At 45.6% G+C, this 17,189-nt stretch carries 14 protein-coding genes; 6 read left to right on the forward strand and 8 right to left on the reverse strand.

The features are described from left to right. Positions 1–104: 104 nt before the first annotated feature. Both yciH and I3X05_RS17185 read right to left on the reverse strand, forming a co-directional pair. Complete coding sequence (yciH, locus tag I3X05_RS17180) at positions 105–416, reverse strand: stress response translation initiation inhibitor YciH (RefSeq protein WP_045572255.1); 312 nt, start codon at positions 414–416, stop codon at positions 105–107. Between the two features lie 2 nt (positions 417–418). After that, a complete protein-coding gene (locus tag I3X05_RS17185) occupies positions 419–793 on the reverse strand; it encodes a DUF3319 domain-containing protein (protein WP_045572254.1) in 375 nt (124 codons plus the stop codon). A gap of 102 nt (positions 794–895) precedes the next feature. On the opposite strand from I3X05_RS17185, the gene I3X05_RS17190 reads away from it, so the two are divergent. Continuing rightward, a complete protein-coding gene (locus I3X05_RS17190; RefSeq protein ID WP_337971326.1) occupies positions 896–1,852 on the forward strand; it encodes a tyrosine-type recombinase/integrase in 957 nt (318 codons plus the stop codon). Here the strand turns inward: I3X05_RS17190 and I3X05_RS17195 are convergent. Both I3X05_RS17195 and I3X05_RS17200 read right to left on the reverse strand, forming a co-directional pair. After that, a complete protein-coding gene (locus tag I3X05_RS17195) occupies positions 1,849–2,850 on the reverse strand; it encodes a D-alanine--D-alanine ligase (RefSeq protein ID WP_337971450.1) in 1,002 nt (333 codons plus the stop codon). The genes I3X05_RS17190 and I3X05_RS17195 overlap by 4 nt on opposite strands. Before the next feature lie 155 nt (positions 2,851–3,005). Continuing rightward, entirely contained in the window at positions 3,006–3,581 is a 576-nt protein-coding gene (locus I3X05_RS17200; RefSeq protein WP_045572252.1) for an SPOR domain-containing protein, read from the reverse strand. A gap of 225 nt (positions 3,582–3,806) precedes the next feature. Here I3X05_RS17200 and I3X05_RS17205 point away from each other — a divergent pair, with 225 nt between their 5' ends. After that, positions 3,807–6,485, forward strand: coding sequence for a bifunctional acetate--CoA ligase family protein/GNAT family N-acetyltransferase (locus tag I3X05_RS17205; protein WP_337971327.1), 2,679 nt, complete (start codon positions 3,807–3,809; stop codon positions 6,483–6,485). Between the two features lie 51 nt (positions 6,486–6,536). Here I3X05_RS17205 and I3X05_RS17210 read toward each other — a convergent pair whose 3' ends face one another. Continuing rightward, positions 6,537–7,424, reverse strand: a complete 888-nt coding sequence (locus tag I3X05_RS17210) for a LysR family transcriptional regulator (RefSeq protein WP_045572251.1) — start codon at positions 7,422–7,424, stop codon at positions 6,537–6,539. Positions 7,425–7,656: 232 nt separating this feature from the next. On the opposite strand from I3X05_RS17210, the gene I3X05_RS17215 reads away from it, so the two are divergent. After that, entirely contained in the window at positions 7,657–9,795 is a 2,139-nt protein-coding gene (locus I3X05_RS17215) for a TonB-dependent hemoglobin/transferrin/lactoferrin family receptor (RefSeq protein ID WP_337971328.1), read from the forward strand. A 304-nt stretch (positions 9,796–10,099) separates the two neighbouring features. Here I3X05_RS17215 and I3X05_RS17220 read toward each other — a convergent pair whose 3' ends face one another. Both I3X05_RS17220 and I3X05_RS17225 read right to left on the reverse strand, forming a co-directional pair. Next, positions 10,100–12,082, reverse strand: a complete 1,983-nt coding sequence (locus I3X05_RS17220; RefSeq protein WP_337971329.1) for a diguanylate cyclase — start codon at positions 12,080–12,082, stop codon at positions 10,100–10,102. Continuing rightward, complete coding sequence (locus tag I3X05_RS17225) at positions 12,070–12,585, reverse strand: YfiR family protein (RefSeq protein ID WP_045572248.1); 516 nt, start codon at positions 12,583–12,585, stop codon at positions 12,070–12,072. Before I3X05_RS17225 ends, I3X05_RS17220 begins: the two co-directional genes overlap by 13 nt. Before the next feature lie 413 nt (positions 12,586–12,998). Here I3X05_RS17225 and I3X05_RS17230 point away from each other — a divergent pair, with 413 nt between their 5' ends. From I3X05_RS17230 to I3X05_RS17240, 3 genes are read left to right on the forward strand one after another with little or no spacing between them, the layout of a single operon-like run. Continuing rightward, on the forward strand, positions 12,999–13,706 hold the full coding sequence (locus tag I3X05_RS17230; protein WP_226980255.1) for a 5-oxoprolinase subunit PxpA: 708 nt from the start codon (positions 12,999–13,001) through the stop codon (positions 13,704–13,706). An 11-nt stretch (positions 13,707–13,717) separates the two neighbouring features. Further along, positions 13,718–14,401, forward strand: a complete 684-nt coding sequence (locus tag I3X05_RS17235; RefSeq protein WP_045572246.1) for a 5-oxoprolinase subunit B family protein — start codon at positions 13,718–13,720, stop codon at positions 14,399–14,401. Then, the gene (locus I3X05_RS17240; protein ID WP_045572245.1) at positions 14,398–15,333 is read left to right on the forward strand and encodes a biotin-dependent carboxyltransferase family protein; all 936 of its coding nucleotides are present in this window, start codon (positions 14,398–14,400) and stop codon (positions 15,331–15,333) included. Before I3X05_RS17235 ends, I3X05_RS17240 begins: the two co-directional genes overlap by 4 nt. 109 nt (positions 15,334–15,442) lie before the next feature. Here I3X05_RS17240 and I3X05_RS17245 read toward each other — a convergent pair whose 3' ends face one another. Then, positions 15,443–16,882, reverse strand: coding sequence for an FAD-dependent oxidoreductase (locus tag I3X05_RS17245; protein WP_337971330.1), 1,440 nt, complete (start codon positions 16,880–16,882; stop codon positions 15,443–15,445). Positions 16,883–17,189: the final 307 nt, after the last annotated feature.

A 17,189-nucleotide genomic window follows, 5' to 3' on the forward strand; every position in this document is an offset into this window, starting at 1 on the left:
GCTAAAGTTCAACGTAGTGGAATGTTTGGATAATATTTTGTTCTGACAAAGAAAAAGGAGCGTTCTGCTCCTTGCGTTTGATTGCTTGTCGAGATAGAAACGTGCTATCCGCCTGCTAGTTTAACTTTCATGCCTTTTTTCTCTAGGTATGCTTTGATTTTCTCTCGAACATCACCCTGCATTTCAATGTTTCCGTCTTTGACTGAGCCGCCACAACCGCAGGTTTTCTTCAACTCTGCAGCAAGTAGCTTAAGAGGCGCATCATCAAGATCGAGTCCTGTAACTACACATACACCTTTGCCTTTCCGGCCTTTGGTTTCACGCTGAATGCGTACAATGCCATCACCTTTGGGGCGTTGTGCTTTAGGCTCATCTTGCTTAATTCGGCCTGTCTCTGTGGAATATACAAGAGTCATAACTATTTCTTCTGTTGCTGTTCTGCTTTCTGTTTTGCAATCAAATAGGCTTCAATGTGGCGTTGAATAGCCGCTTTTGAACCCTTAATGAGTTTACCATTAAAAAAACAATACCAAGCGTTTGGTTCGCCAGTGTCATTTTTAATGGAAAAACCATTAAAATTTTCTGCTTGAGGTGTTCCGGATTCTAGCTTCCTATCTAAAGATGCAAACTCTCGAGGGTCAATGATGGATGCAGTGTCACACCACCAATCAATGCTCTTCTTGACGGCGATCAAGCTCCCCTGAAGAACATGATTCTTTATTCTTACCTGCCAGACACTGGTGTCATTACCAGCAGACTTTAAGTTAAAACCACGGTAATTTGATATAGCCATGTAACTGAATCATCTATTAATTAAGTCTTAGATTAATGATAATTGTAATCAGGCGCTTAGCAAGTATAAAATGCTTATATTAACGTGTTATAGTGCACTAAAATGAAAAAAAACCTTTATGCATATACAGATACCACTGAAGTCAAAGGGCTTATCGAACGATTGAGCCAAAGGCCCGATCTGGAGTTTTTCAATGAGTTTACCCAATTCAAGTATGCCAAAAATTCGTTACTCGCTATACAAAATGATTGGAGTCGGTACCTAGATTTTTGCAACCAAGCAAAAATAACCATACTACCCTGCTCTATCATTGCCATGCGGCGCTTTATTGAAACACAAGCAAGGGAGAGAAAATATTCATCCATTCGGCGCTCATGTGTTCATATCGGCCTAGTTCACCAATTGCTCTCATTGGCCAACCCAACCTCACATCGCACAATTCAACTATCACTGAATGAATTGCGCTTAGCGAAAGGTTCAAACCCAAGTCAGGCTAGTGCGTTTACCAAAGAGCATCTTGCTCAATTGCATTCCACTTTATTGAAAAGCAAGAACAACAAAGACATCCGCGATTGTGCAATCTACTCAATTATGTTTGAGTGCGCAGCAAAACGCTCAGAGTTAAAAGCACTACGCATGGAGTCTGTACGAAAAATTGGCGACACAGCTTCTATTACGATTGGTGATACAGCTTACCAGTTGAGCGAGTTAAGTAGTCTAGCTTGTAAGCGTTGGCTAGAACGCTTACCTGTGGATGCTCATTACCTTTTTGCCGCGATTGACAAACACGGTAACCTGTCATCAAGCCAACTTGATGATTCTTCGATATTTAGAATCATGCAAAATGCAGGGAAACGATTGGGATTGGATAAGACTTTTTCAGGCCAGTCTGCGCGTATTGGTGCGGTAGAGCAACTACGTACTCAAGGAATGAAAATTAGAGAAATACAAGACTTTGGTCGCTGGCTTAGCCCTGCCATGCCTTATCAGTACGCAGGACGTCAAGGCATGGCACAGCAAGAAATGTTGCAGTTTAAAATAATCAGACCGTGGGATTAAGCTGTGATTGAACGCTCAATGCAGTCGGCAAGATAGTCGTGGAATCGATGGCCGTTGTGCTGCAGCATCTTGGGGAACATCGAGATAGGAGTCATACCAGGGAATGTATTCACTTCATTAAGGTAGATCTCTCCCTCTTCTGTTAAAAAGAAGTCAATCCGAGACAGGTGGCGCAGGTTCATTTGTCTAAATACTTTCTCACTGCATTCACGAATGGTATCGAGTTGTTTTTGAGTTAAATTTGTTGCTTCTACTTCGGTCAAAGAATGGCTGCTAGCACTGTATTTCTCATCGTAGCTATAAAATGAACCTGCAGGTGCGATGATTTCACCTGGTTTTGAAATATGCAGTTCACCGTTCATTTCGTAAGCTGCGACCTCAAGCTCACGTGGTTTAACCGCTTTTTCAACGAGAACTTGATGAGAGAAATTAAACGCTTTGTCGATCGCCTCGTCGAGTTCTTCCTGTTTAGTCACGCTGTAACATCCCACAGAAGAGCCCTGTCTCGCCGCTTTAACAAACACCGTTCCCCACTTTGCAAAAGCTTCAGCACTTTTAAAATGGGCAGTCTGATCATTTTTAGTCAAAAAGAGGTACGGAGTATTGGGAATGCCGATGGCATCATACCAAAGCTTTGACGTGATTTTATTAAAGCTATTGCTACTCGCTTCTGGACCACAACCGAAATAAGGAATATTGGCAAGTTCAAACAGAGATTGGATGTCTCCTGTTTCACCAGGATAACCATGGATACAAGGCACGATGAAGTCAATCTTGATGACATCGCTAGCATAGTCACTTTTAATGCTATTGGTGTGGATATCTAGGTAAACAAGATTACCTTGCTGATCAAACCAACCTTCATTTTTAATTTCAACTTTGCAAACGTTCACGCCTTCAATGAGGTTCAATTGCTGCTCAAGAAAGCCGGCTGAAAGCAGCGAAATCTCATGCTCTGATGAGCCTCCGCCACACAGAAGTAGGATGTTTCTCTTCATTTGAATAATCTGATCCGTGATAAAGGACATGCTTACTCAATGATAGCGATATAACGTGAGAGGTACAGTTATTTATCGGCAATAGTTAATGAGACAAGCTTAAGTGCGTATTTGTTAGGCAAAGGAGCCATGTTATGGCTCCTTGAACTCTGACATTAGTTTAATTTATTCAGCGTTGGGTAATCCGAGTTTTTGATCGAGTCGATGCTCTTCACGAAAGGTTTTAGGTCTTTAAACTCTTGAGGAAGATTGGCAATGGCTTTTTTAGCCTCAGTACTGTTGGCGAAATCGCCGTACAAAATAGTAAACCATTTAGTCCCATTGACGACCTTGTAGTTTTCCCAAATCGGTTGTTCATTTTTGGGCAGACGTGAGGCAAAGTAGTCCACCTTCGATTGCGTGCCAACAGCCATCACCTGAATGGTGTAGCCGAAACGTTGTAACTGATCACGCTGTTTTTGGCTCGGCGGAACAATTTTTACCGCTTTGGGGCGTTCGGTTGGCGGGCTGAGTTTGACAACGGCTTTTTCTTCAACCGGAGTTTCAACTTTCACCATTGGCTGCGGCAGATTTGTCTCTTGAACCACATCCTGTTGGGCCATCAAAGGCTCAGGGATGGTATCCATTTTAAACTCTTCACGGTGGCTTTCTGAGGTCACATTGGTGACGTAATCACCGGATGAACAAGCAGAAAGCAACACAGACAAGGTAACGATTGCAACTTTTTTCATGGAATGGCTCAGCTCTATACAAATTTACTGTAAATCATGCCGATAGCGTAGATGAGAATCAAGCGTCTATCTGCATAAACTGGTTGTAACATGTGATTTGCAACACAAAGTGTCTACCGCTTGCCGATTTAGTAAGCATAGTTGTACTTGGGTAAGTTTCACTCAGGTTATTTTTGTTTATCATGCTATTGATCTGGCTTCTTAAGCTTTTTAGGAGAGATTTGGGTGAACAAGCTACAAAAGTTATTTAAACCAACGTCGATTGCAGTTATTGGGGCGTCACAACGTAACTTAAGCGCAGGCAACATCGTCATGAAGAATCTGCTACAAAGTGGCTTCGAAGGTGCAATTATACCAGTGACGCCCAAGTATCGCTCGGTGGCGGGCGTGTTGGCCTACTCTTCAGTGGCTTCGCTGCCATTTGCGGCCGATGTCGCGATTCTCTGTACCCGCTCTGAACGGAACGTGGAAATTTTTAAGCAGTTAGCCGAAGCAGGGACCGAGTTTGTCATTGTCCTCGCTTCAGATACGGATTACCCGCATCATGAAGAGGCATCGGTCGCCGACGCGTGCTTAGCCATCGCCAGAGCACATCAGATGAGAATTCTCGGCCCCAATAGTCTTGGGCTTATCTTACCTTGGCAAAAATTCAACGCGTCTTTTTCTCCATCGACAGCAAAGCCAGGCAAAATTGCCTTTGTTTCTCAATCTGCTGCGGTATGCACGACCGTTCTTGACTGGGCAAATGATAAAGAGATCGGCTTTTCTGCGTTTGTCTCTGTCGGCAATGGATTGGATATCGATTTTGACGAGCTGCTTGATTACTTTAGTACCGACAGTAAAACAGATGCCATTCTGCTCTATTTGGATTCAATCACTGACGCAAGACGCTTTATGTCTGCCGCGCGAGCCGCTTCGCGCAACCGACGCATCCTTGTGCTCAAAGGGGGGCGCTCACCGCATGGCAGACGTGCATTGAATAAACCCAGTGCTGATACGTTAGATATTGTTTACGATTCCGCCATAAGGCGCAGTGGGATGTTGCGCGTACACAATACACATGAACTTTTTGCTGCCGTTGAAACCTTAACGCATTCTGTTCCTTTACGCGGCGAGCGTCTTGCTATCATCACCAACGGCGCTGGTCCTGCTTTGATGGCGGTGGATACGCTGCTTGATCGAGGTGGTCAGTTGGCGACTTTACCTGAAGATATCAATAACTTACTTTCATCCATTCTTCCAACTAGCTGGTCTCATTCCAACCCTATCGATGTGGTGGGCGACGCGGACAAGGTGCGTTATGTCAAAACGATCAATGCCATTTTAGATAGCGACTGCGCTGATGCGCTACTGATCATGCACAGCCCTTCTGCGGTCTCAGATTCCGTCGAGGCAGCCGAAGCGATTATTGCTGCGATCAAAGCACACCCTCGACACAAGCGCTTTAATATTCTAACTAATTGGTCAGGCGAACAGACAGCCAAACCGGCTAGATTACTTTTTACTAAGGCAGGCATCCCAACTTATAGAACGCCAGAAAGTGCCGTGGTCGCATTCATGCACCTCGTCGAATATCGCAGAAACCAGAAGCAACTGATGGAAACGCCTACCACTGCGGAGCCTTTACACATTGCAGACGTAAATACTGCCAAAGAGTGGGTTGAACAACAGCTAAGTGAAAAAACGCAGGTCAGTTTAGACACGCATCAACTCGGAACGCTGCTAAAGCTGTTTAATTTCGACGTACTGCCGACTTGGATTGCAGGAGACAACAGTGAAGCCGTACATATTGCCGAGCAAATTGGTTACCCTGTAGCGGTTAAACTACGCTCTCCTGATATTGCCCATAAATCGGATGTGCAAGGCGTCATGCTCAATCTGCGTAATAGCAAAGAAGTAGCTTCCGCGGCAGACGCCATTTTAGACCGTACCAAGCTCTCCTACCCCGCGGCGAGAATCCACGGTCTGTTGGTGCAAGGCATGGCAAAACTGGCTGGCGGAGAAGAAATTCGCGTCAAAGTGATCACAGATAAAGTCTTTGGCCCGGTTATTTTGCTTGGCCAAGGCGGTTCTGAATGGAGCGAATCGCGTGATGCCTCCGCCGCGCTTCCACCGTTGAACATGAGCTTGGCAAGATACTTGATCGTTCGGGCAATTAAAGAAGGCCATATTCGCTTGCAGAAACTGCCAGAGCCCATGGATGTACTAGGACTGGCGAAATTCTTAGTTAGGATCTCTCAAATGGTGGTTGAACTGCCACAAATAAAAGAGTTGGATATCCATCCCGTTTTGGCAAATGGTGAACACTTTACTATCTTAGACGCCGATTTGACCCTAGAACATCATGCTGGCAATGGGCAGGAACGTCTAGCAATTCGCCCTTTTCCTGCCGAGTTCGTTGAGACGGTGACGCTTAAAGATGGCGAGGTGATTTTACTGCGCCCTATCTTGCCGGAAGATGAACCGCAACATGCGGACTTTATCAGTAAAGTCTCCAAAGAAGACCTTTATAAACGTTTTTTTAGCGATGTCGGAGAGTTCAATCATGAAGCGCTGGCTAACTTAACCCAAATCGACTATGACCGGGAAATGGCCTTTGTCGCTATCTCCTTTAGTGAGGGCGAAGCGAGGATCATTGGCGTATCACGTGCGTTGATCAATCCTGAAAATACCGAAGCGGAATTTGCCATTTTGATCCGCTCGGATCTAAAGGGTAAAGGGCTCGGCAATGTATTGATGACGAAGATCATCGACTATTGCCGTGCGAAAGGCACTCAGCGTATGACAGGCATCACTATGCCAACCAACCGAGGTATGTTGATGCTGGCACAGAAAATGGGCTTTGCGCTTGATGTCCATTTTGAAGATGGCACTGCTGACATGGTGTTGCCACTTAATCCTTAAAAAAACCTTATCACTTAAAGCTTTAGACGGGAGAAAATTTACCTCTCTCGCCTATTTCAACTTCCAGTGCTTTTTCAAATGCTGAATACACCACGACTTAGCTTCCCCCATCTGATTGCGTTTCCAACCTAACACAATATTCATCGTCATTGTTTCACTGCCGGAGATCGCTTTCAGTAAACCTTGTTCAATTAAGGGTATCGCCATGCTGCTGGGTAAAGTTCCAATGCCTAACCCTGCAATCAAGGCATCGATTTTTGCTTGCAGATTGGTTACGGTTAAACGTGGTTGCTTTTGGATCACGTTGACGCTTAGCGCTGGCTGCTCACGGGCCGTATCGGCAATGGCAATGATGCGGTGTTTTTCTCTCACGGTGTCATCAAACTGCCCACTTCGATTGTGAATATAGTGGTTTGCCGCGGCTACCCAAATCATCGACATCTTGCCAATCAATTCGGTTTTTACATCGTGAGGAACCACGTCCAGTGCGGGACAGACTAACAAGTCGGCTCGTCCAGATTGCAAGGCTTCCCAACACCCCGCTAAGATTTCTTCTTGTAACCTGACTCTCGTTTTGCTCACGTTGCCCAACGCTTCGACTAAAGGGAAAAAGTGGTTTACTGAGATAATGCCATCGTAAGCAATCGTGATGTCCAACTCCCATCCGTTCGCCAGTAACGTGGCGTCATTGACTAACTTTTCAGTCGCACCAAGGATCGTTCGCCCTCGCTCCAAGATCAAACGCCCCGCCTCGGTAAAGTTTGCCTTATGACCGGATCGATCAAAGATCATGATGTCCAGCTCTTGCTCCAACTTCTGGATCTGATAGCTGAGCGAGGATGGCGCCCTATCAAGCTCATTGGCCGCGGCGGCAAAACTTCCGCGCCTTTCTATGGCATCAAGGATATGTAGCGCTTCTAACGTTATCGGACTTTGCACAAACACCTCTTTTAAATGTGATCAAAATCAACTTTCTGAGTTTTATAGAATCACACATTAATTCATCTAAAGATCACTCTATTTGTATGATTTAAAAAGAATATTTACCATTTCAGTACTCATTGTAGATAAATAGGCGCTATACTTTAATTATGAGAATGATAGCAATTATCATTAGCATCCAATATTATTGCGCCGTTAAATCGCCTACGATGGATTTTAAGGTAGTAAAATGTATAACAAAACGTTTCTTTCAGCCTCAATACTATTAGCTCTCTCTGCTTCAGTACAAGCAGAAAAATATGGATTATTCGATGAGATTGTTGTTTCTGCTACTAGGACAAATCAAACCATCGACTCAGTGGCGGCTTCTGTCGCCGTAGTAACAGAGGAACAGCTCGAAGAAAATATGGCAAAAAATGTCAGTGATGTCTTCGAGTATGTCCCAGGCGTTACAGTTAACTCATCTCAGCGTCAGGGTGTACAAAATATAAACATCCGCGGTATGGAAGGAAAACGAGTAAAAATTATAGTTGATGGTGCTTCTCAGCCGGGTGTGTTTTCAGGTGGACCATATGAGTTTATCAATTCAAGTGCTGTGACTGTTGAACCTGACATGCTAAAAAGTGTGGAGGTCGTGAAAGGAGCCGCATCAAGTCTTCACGGCAGTGACGCTATTGGTGGTGTCGTCGCATTTGAAACAAAAGATCCCAAAGATTTTTTAAAAGACGGAAAAGACCGTGGCGGCCAAGTCAAAGTAACCTACTCTACCGAAGATAATTCTTTTAGCGAACACGTTGCTGTCGCTAAACGTTTCGAAAGCCTTGAAGCATTAGTGGCTTATACCCGAAGAGATGGCGAGGAACTTGATAACTTTGCCAAAGCGCCTTACACCGATTACGCAGTTGAATCTCAGAATTACGCAAACAATGACCTTCTCATTAAGCTGCAATCACAACTTAGTGATGCTAACCGTATTGAGTTCACTGGAGAAGTAATTTACAACCAAATCGACTCAGATATTGCCAATAAGTCTTACCAAAACTTTAATAGTGAAGATTCCACCAAGCAAAATCGGATCGCTCTGAAGCATATTTGGTTCGCCGACAGTTCCGTGGCTGATACGGTAACGTCCCGCCTAACTTGGCTAAGTAAGAAAGAAAATGGCGTGACCAACCGATTTAAAGCCGCCAGTGCTGGAGTGCCGCCATGGGTTCCACCAAATAACGATAACCAGCAAAAGAAAGATTACAACTATACGGAAGATAAACTTGAGTTTGAAAGTCAGTTAGACAAAGAACTGGGTAAACACTCTTTCGTTTATGGCTTGAGTGCAAAACAGAGCGACATAAGCAACATCAATCGTGAATATAACTCAGATCCAAGCACGGATGATCAAATCTATGTTTATACACCAGATGCTAAAGAGCAAAGTATTGGTCTATTTTTTCAAGATGAAATTTCGTTGCTGAGCGAAAAACTGATTGTTACTCCAGGAATCCGATATGACTATTTCTTAACCGATCCTTCAAGTACGTCAGTAGAGTTCTTCGAGAAATTTAGTGATTCTGCAATTACAGGGCGGGTTGGTGCTACCTATCGTTTAACGGCTCCTGGGACCATTTTTGCCCAAATTAGCCAAGGATTTAGAGCTCCTGCGTTTGACGAGCTCTATTATACTTACGACAATCCAGCTCATGGTTACGTAAATAAACCGAACCCCAATTTGGGCTCTGAGAAGAGTTTATCTTACGAGTTAGGTTATAGACATAACACTACATCTTCTGCGTCCGAAATCGCACTGTATTACAGCGATTATAAAGACTTCATTGAGCAGACATCGTCAGATGTTGGTGGATTGACAGAATATACCAACATAAACATTGATGAAGCACAGATTAAAGGTATTGAAGTCAGTAATACACTTGATTGGTATCAGATCGCGGGGCTTCCTTCTGGGATCTCGACCAAAGTTATAGCGGCCTATACGAAAGGTGAAGATGGAAAAGGCAATCCATTAAATAGTGTTAATCCTTGGAACGCTGTTGCTGCATTCAATTACGATTCTCCTACTTCTGGTTGGGGAACGAGTCTAAAGGTTAACTATACTGCGAGCAAATCACAGAAAGACATCAACTCAAACAGCGCTGAAGGTGGAATTAGTGGACAAGTATCCATTCCAAGCGCAACTGTTGTTGATCTAACCGCTTACTTTAAACCTATGAATGATTTGACACTTCGCGCAGGAGTAATGAATCTGACTAACGAGGAATATTATTCATGGAACGACATTCGTGGGAAAAAGTCATTAACCAAAGATTACACTCAGGCGGAACGCAATTTTAGCCTCAGCGTAAAATACGAGTTTTGATTCACCAGATAAAAAAAGCCAGCAATCGCTGGCTTTTTTACACTCTATTTTTAAAAGAAAGAAAAAAGTTAGGAAAAATAAAGCGTTACTGTTTTGCCATCTCTTTTTTAACCATTACAGCTGATGCAACGATAAAAGCAATGATAAGCGCAAGTTCCATGAAATCCTCAGAGTTGAAATAGTTGAGCAAAAAACAATCCGCCTAAGTCTATCACTCGTCACTCAATAAGCTAGCAATTTGAGCCTCATCTGCGGTTTTTCCGATTGAGATCAAAGTTTATTCCGAAGTCTGAGGAAATGTACTTCACTCACTTGCCTCAGCGCCTATCACAATAGCCTGCCCTTTCCCGGCTTTTTTCGCTCGGTACATCGCGGTATCGGCACTTTTCAGGATGTTATCCATGTCTTTCTCATTTGAACCGATCAGTTTCACTCCGATACTACAGCCGACTTGCAGTGTTTGGTTTTTGTATTCAATCGGTCTACAGATACTTTGCAACAAACGCTCGGTTAACTGAGTAACTGATTGCTGACTGGCAGGTTTGATGAGTAAAACAAACTCATCACCGGACAATCGGGCAACCAGATCGCTACTGCGTACTTCTTGCTGCAAGCGAGTGGAAATAACGCGCAGTACTTCGTCGCCAGCATCATGACCGAAGGTATCATTAACCTGTTTAAAGCCGTCCAAGTCCAGATAAAGTAGCGCTAACTCTTTATTCGAGTATGCAGACGCGCGAAGTTCCTCTTCCAATATTCGATGTAGTTTAGAACGATTGGCAAGCCCCGTTAGTGCATCGTGATGTGCGAGGTACTCTAAACGCTCCATTTCTTTCGCATCAGAAAGATCTGACAAGATGATGACCATGTCATACACCTGTTCCTGATCCACTTTTTTCACTATATGGCTGACTTTGGCAAACATCGGCACTAAGGTGCCATTAAGGTGTTTCTCCCACACTTCCCCTTGCCATTGTCCGTAATGGGACAACGATTCTTGAATGGTTGGCATCAGCGATTGTAGCTGTTTCCAGTGGAACACTTGCAGAAAAGAGCGGCCAACTAAAGTATCACTGCTGTAACCAAGCATCTGCGTGAGCGCTGGGTTACACATAGTAATCACGCCATTGTGATCAAGAACAATCAGGCCATCTTGGCTGTGTTCAAACACCCCAGCGGCAATACGTTGGCGGTTCATCGCCGCCTCTATCTCAGTAACATCTTGAATGGCAAAGAGCGTTGCACCTCGGTTACTTAGAGAACGTGAAGAAATTTGCAGCAGTTGAACACTTTGATCGACTTTTTTACAAGAGAGCAAATAGTCATCCAATACCTGCTTTTGCTCAATGGCCGCGATGAGCACCTCTTTCTCTTCCGTCTGAATCAAGTCGGTTAAAGTGTTGTTTTCCACCGCCGCAAGAGAAATCGGGAAAATCTCTTTACTGGCCGCATTACTGTGCAAAATAACACCATCATGATTCACAACCAGCAACGCATGTTGAACCGTTTCAATCACTTCATTGGCAAAGGCTTTCTCTTTTTCTAAACGATCTAATGTGTAATGGATCTGGCTGTCTCGCTGCGCCAAGCGTTTCACCATGGTATTAAATGCGTCAATGAGTGCGCCAATTTCATCATCCGCTTTGGGTTTGAGGTTGGGCCTTTTAAGGCGGTGTTCCACAAAAGCCTGCATCGAGTCGTGTAAAGAGTAGACCGGCTCCAAAATGAATTTCTGCACGATAAGGTAAAGCAGCGCGCCAGTGGGGAGCAGCATAAAAAAGAACACGATGCTGCTTTCGATCAACTTATTGACGATCTGTTCAAAGGCTTGATTTGACACCGTAATTCTCAGTGAGGCAATTTTGCTTTCATCCATTTCGATCGGCACCAACAGATAGAGGTACTTGCCTGCAACAAGGTGACCTTTCTTCTGCAAAGCGTCTCTTTGCGCTTGATCGGGAATAGGAGCCTCATCAGCTTGCGCTTCATAAATCGAGAACAGTTGCTCATTCAAATCAAATAACTTCACCCGCAAAATAGCCGGATCGGCGTTAAATGCTGATAACACTTCGCTGGCTGCCAATGAGTCATCAAATAGCACTGCTGCTTGCAGGTTAAACGCCACCCCTTTTGCCAAAATGGAGACGCGATCGATTAGGTTCTTCTGTTCATTTTGATAATTGACAAAAAAATGAAAACCCTGAGCGAAGATAAAAATAAAGGTGACAAAAATTAAGATAGGCACCAGCAACTTATGACGAATAGAGAGGTTTTTTAGTGAAGGCATAGTGTAGCCTCCTTGACGCTGGCAAGTCGCAGTAGATTTGCCCCTAGGGTGTAACGCTCACTCACCAAATTCTGCGAACAGATCAGCGGTTTTATCCTGCCCTCGTTCTCTTGCAATGCTATGATCCCTCCATCTCGTAGAAAGTGGCTTTGCGAACTAATTGTGACCGCGTAACCACCAACACTACGCACCCGCTCGCTTGTGAGTGGCTTACCATAATAGACAATGTCACACGGTTTATCCGTTGCGTTTACTAAGACAAGGGCCAAGTCGCGGATAGTTTTTCCTTCAATCACTTTTGCTAAGGTTTGTTTTACTTTGTCATCATCTTGTACACAGAAGTAAATGTGCGTTTTACTCGGTTCTTCATTCCAAAAAACGAAATTGCTGATCTGATAGATATACACCGCCACCACTTCATGTGGTTGAAATTTGTTTGCTTGAGCCAAAAACGGGCAAAGCGATGCTATCAACCCGCAAAGCAGGCGGATTTTAAAATTCATAGTTGAGCCTCAAATGTGTGCTTGTTCACATTGAAATCTCGAGACCATCAGTGTTGCCAACGTGACTAACATGTTGTACGACTACCTTTATACAAAGTGCAAACAATCCATTTTTTATCCATGAGGTGATTGAGAACATATGCTCAACCGAGGGCATTGGATGGGGGCGGCATCAGGCAGATTAGATTGATTAGTGTTGCAATATTTTTCATATCAAGCTCGCCTGAACCTATTATTTTTACTACTGATTATTGCCACAAATCCCAAGCTCTACCGCAGCTAGAAAACGTTTAATTGGCAAAGGATGATGTGGATCACTGTCATAACGGATTTTTTAAGACAACTTACACCAATTAACGGCAAGGACGGTTGAAATTATAGTGAATAAGCAAAGAGTTACTCTAAATTGCGACATGGGCGAAAGCTTTGGGATCTGGCCAATGGGTTCTGATGAATTGGTGATGCCGTGGGTTGACATGGCCAATATCGCTTGTGGATTTCATGCCTCAGACCCTCACGTCATGGCTAAAACGGTCGCCTTAGCAAAGCATTATCACGTCAAAGTCGGCGCACACCCGGGATATCAAGATCTTAGTGGTTTCGGTCGCAGAAGTATACCTCACACCGCCGCGCAAATTACAGAAATCGTCCTTTATCAGGTGGGGGCATTGAAGGCTTTCTGCCAATATCACGATGTGGCGCTCCATTATGTTAAACCACATGGTGCACTCTACAACGACATGATGGCCGATGAAGAGGTGTTTCGCGCCATTGCTGAAGCCGTTTCTGTCTTTGCTCTACCACTGATGATTCTGGCAACCACAGACAATCAGCGCTACCTAGACATTGCGGATGTTTTTGATGTGCCACTGCTGTTTGAAGCATTTGCTGATCGCAGTTATCAAGAAGACGGTCGACTTACCCCGAGATCACAAGCGAATGCGGTCTACCACAATGCCGATGACATCTATAATCAAGCGATGCAAATCGCCACCTATGGTTGCGTCACTACCGTTTCAGGAACAAGAGTGTCATTGGAAGCCGATACCATCTGTGTGCATGGTGATAATCCTGAGTCTATCGCCTTGGTACAAAGGCTAAGCCAAGCATTGGCCAAATAAGAGGAAGAGATTTGAAGAGCAATTGCTACCGAATTCAACCCGTTTCTGAATGCAGCTTGATGGTGTACTTTAACGAGAGTGTCAATGAGCAACAAGTGGGTGAGTTGGCGAATCTGATTCGACAGACTCTACCCAATGCGCTGATGAACGTGGTTCCTGCCTATCGTTCTATCTTGGTGGAATACTTGCCTTTTCGCTTGAGTGAATCACAGTTGTTGCTTCAGCTTGAGCAACTGTTGCAAAGTAGCCAAGTGACCACATCCATTCAGGCCGGATGCAACCATCGCATTCCCGTTTATTATGCCAAGAAGACCGCGCTGGATCTGGAGACGTTTCTTCATCGTGGCTTGTCACTGGATGACGTTGTCGAGCTACACAGTGAAACGCCCTACACCGTTTCGGCGATTGGTTTCACACCAGGCTTTGCGTTTTTGTCTGATGTTGATGAACGCCTCGCCGTTCCTAGGCTGGCTTCGCCACGTGTTTCCGTCCCGGCAGGCAGTGTCGCGATCGCCGAAAGCAAGACGGCCATTTACCCATCCGCCACGCCAGGCGGCTGGAACATCATCGGCCGATGTCCAGTGTCTGTGTATAACCCGAACGAGGTTCCCGTGACCCCATTTACTATTGGTGACACAGTGACTTTTTACCCGATCAGTGAGCAAGAGTATCTCGAATTAGGAGGCGCATTGTGACAACCCACGCGCTAAAAGTCATCAAACCGGGGTCACTCAGCCTGATTCAGGACTTTGGCCGATTCGCCCTTGCCCATCAAGGCATCACGCAAGGCGGACCGGTGGACGACTACGCCTACAGTTGGTCGAACCATTTGCTGGGCAATCCCGTCAATTGCACCTCGTTGGAAATCACCTTAGGTCAAGCGGCAGTCGAAGTGCTCAGTTCGTGTCAACTGGCGATCTGTGGCGGCGATCTCGATGCGCGTCTCAACGGACACCCATTGCACAACTGGAGCGAATTTCGCGCGCACAAAGGTGATATTCTCACTTTTGGCTTAGCAAAAAATGGCCTGCGAGCTTACCTCTCAGTGGTTGGCGGCTTTGACGTAAGTCCGCAGCTTGGCAGCACCAGTACTGTCGTGCGCGATCATCTCGGCGGCCTGAAACAAAACGGCATGCCACTGATTGCTGAACAATTATTACCTTTTACGCCACACCAACCTAGCTCAAATAAAGCCCGCTCGCTGACGTTCCGTTTCAAGCCTGATTACAACTTGCCGTTAAAATTGCGCGTGATTGAAGGTTGTCAAGCCGCGGATTTTGCTGCCGAGGAAATCGCGCTGTTTTATCAAACGCGATTTACCGTGGATCCCAACTCAAATCGCATGGGATACCGACTGGCCGGAGGGACAATTTCGCCTCCCTATCAGGGGATTTTGTCGGAAGGGATTACCTTGGGCGCCATTCAAGTGCCACCGAATGGTCAGCCAATCATTTTGCTAAATGACAGACAAACAATTGGCGGCTATCCCAAACTAGGCTGTGTTGCCCGTATCGACCTTCCAAGACTGGCACAAGCAAAACCGGGACAGGAGGTCCGTTTTGTTAGAGGCGACCGCGAAGGTTTGCAAGATGTTTGGTGCCAATGGGCACGTTTCTTTGGTTATTGATTGCTTTTGGTTACTGATTTCTTTTACTTACTGATTGCTATAGCTAAGAGCAAGCACACTGCTGTGAGAAGTGACCAAGGCGACGTGGATGTCGCCTTGGTTTTTACGCTTATTGATACACCCCTTCACCCACCACTTGAGCTAACGATACTGGGTAACCGCGCTGTTTGGCTAATGTGGTGGCAACCGATTCGATCTCACTGGCGGCCAGTGAACACGTGACCGGGTGTTCTTGTTCGATGTGGGTGGAGATAGGCTTACCAAACCACTGCAAGGCGATTTTCTGCGCCGCCAACAAAGTCGACGAGCCTTTGACAATTTCGATGCAAGCATAATGGTTAGCAGAAAAGGAGACATCTGCCGCGCGCAGTGTTGCATCACGCCCGGGAATTTGCTGCGCGCCAAACAGCGCTTTGCCCGCTGGCTTGGCACTGATAAAGGCCGGCAGTAACTTGGCCGCGTGTTCAATCGCCTTTTGGGTACGCAACTGCAAAACCGATTCATCCCATCCCGAACGGATCTTTTTGACGTATTGCGCTGGCAACTGCGGCTGCGCAGAGCGAGGCGATGCTGCCACCAAACCATCTTCAAATAGCGTGATATCTTCCGTCATACCATGCAGTTGAAAATAACCGTCGGCGTATGGCGTGAGCTGCGCCATACCATCTGGCGTTCCACGTTCGCCATGAAAAATCACTTCTGGCCAAGCCTCATGGCATTCTTGCCACTGAGCGACGTACGCCGCTTTAAACTCGACCATACGTTGCGTGGCCACACCAACCACATCATCTAATTCGCCCGTTTCAAAGCCACAGGCGTTAATCAAATAATCAGCGCAAATAGGTTGAGACAAACCAGCAACATCCAACTGCCATTTGGACCCATCCCACTGCGCGTGTTGCAACTCTCGGTTACACATCACCGTCGAGGCCGGAAAGCGCTCAAGAGCAAGGGTGGCGATGGCAGAAAGACGAAACACACTCCAGCCATATTCGGCCACGATGATCACCGGATATTTAAGCTGCTCGAGATCAGTATTTTTGGCAAATGGAATGCACCACTCGTCAAATGTTTTGGGCTGCTCAGGCTGGGTTAACCTCGCCAAGCGCGCGAGATCAGCTTTGGAATAGAGTTTGAAGTAGTCGTCCGGCTCGCCGAGCACTTGGTTGCGGGCGTCCTCTCGAACTAGGTCTCGATATGCTTCGCGAATGATCGCCAGTCTTGGGAGCAGCTCTTCAGCCTCTCCGGCATCACTGCGCGGTACCGCAATAATGGTGGGGCGAATGTTGATACTGGCCGGAAAGAGTCTGACGCTGTCGATCGATTGTTTCAGCAGGTCAATGCATTGCTGCGTCGAGATCTCACGATAAAGGTTTCCCCCTGCGTGCAGATGACAGATCGGCGGACCATTGACTAAAGAAGGCCCTTTTTCTATCAAGGTTACCGCATAGCCTAATTCTGAAAAATGTATCGCGGCCGTAGCGCCAGCAACACCACCCCCTACAACGGCGATGCGTGTGTTGCCGATGGACGAGTTCAAACCGTTCATTGTTCCACTATGTCTATGAATTCTGGGATTGAATTCTACTCGTGATTGAACGTGAATAAAATCACAAATTCGCTGTGGATTTCTCGGTACAACAGGCGCAAAGCATAAAAATTTTCTACGTAAAGATGGCAATAAAATTATCAAAAAAATACTTGACTGATTTGTCTCGATTTCAGGTTTTCGGCCAAATGTGAATAACCCACTCTGCGCAAGTCCGACACGGCAAAGACTTCGCTCACTTTGCCTTCTTTTTGAGCTTCACTTATCCCAAAAGTTATCCACTGATTTTGTGGATAACTGGGATAAG

It is taken from the genome of Vibrio navarrensis (assembly GCF_015767675.1).
GTDB lineage: Bacteria > Pseudomonadota > Gammaproteobacteria > Enterobacterales > Vibrionaceae > Vibrio.

Coding starts and splice junctions, on each gene's coding strand:
- yciH (WP_045572255.1), bottom strand. CDS start 416: ATGACTCTTGTATATTCCACAGAGACAGGCCGAATTAAGCAAGATGAG.
- I3X05_RS17185 (WP_045572254.1), bottom strand. CDS start 793: ATGGCTATATCAAATTACCGTGGTTTTAACTTAAAGTCTGCTGGTAAT.
- I3X05_RS17190 (WP_337971326.1), top strand. CDS start 896: ATGAAAAAAAACCTTTATGCATATACAGATACCACTGAAGTCAAAGGG.
- I3X05_RS17195 (WP_337971450.1), bottom strand. CDS start 2,850: ATGAAGAGAAACATCCTACTTCTGTGTGGCGGAGGCTCATCAGAGCAT.
- I3X05_RS17200 (WP_045572252.1), bottom strand. CDS start 3,581: ATGAAAAAAGTTGCAATCGTTACCTTGTCTGTGTTGCTTTCTGCTTGT.
- I3X05_RS17215 (WP_337971328.1), top strand. CDS start 7,657: ATGTATAACAAAACGTTTCTTTCAGCCTCAATACTATTAGCTCTCTCT.
- I3X05_RS17220 (WP_337971329.1), bottom strand. CDS start 12,082: ATGCCTTCACTAAAAAACCTCTCTATTCGTCATAAGTTGCTGGTGCCT.
- I3X05_RS17225 (WP_045572248.1), bottom strand. CDS start 12,585: ATGAATTTTAAAATCCGCCTGCTTTGCGGGTTGATAGCATCGCTTTGC.
- I3X05_RS17230 (WP_226980255.1), top strand. CDS start 12,999: ATGGGCGAAAGCTTTGGGATCTGGCCAATGGGTTCTGATGAATTGGTG.
- I3X05_RS17245 (WP_337971330.1), bottom strand. CDS start 16,882: ATGAACGGTTTGAACTCGTCCATCGGCAACACACGCATCGCCGTTGTA.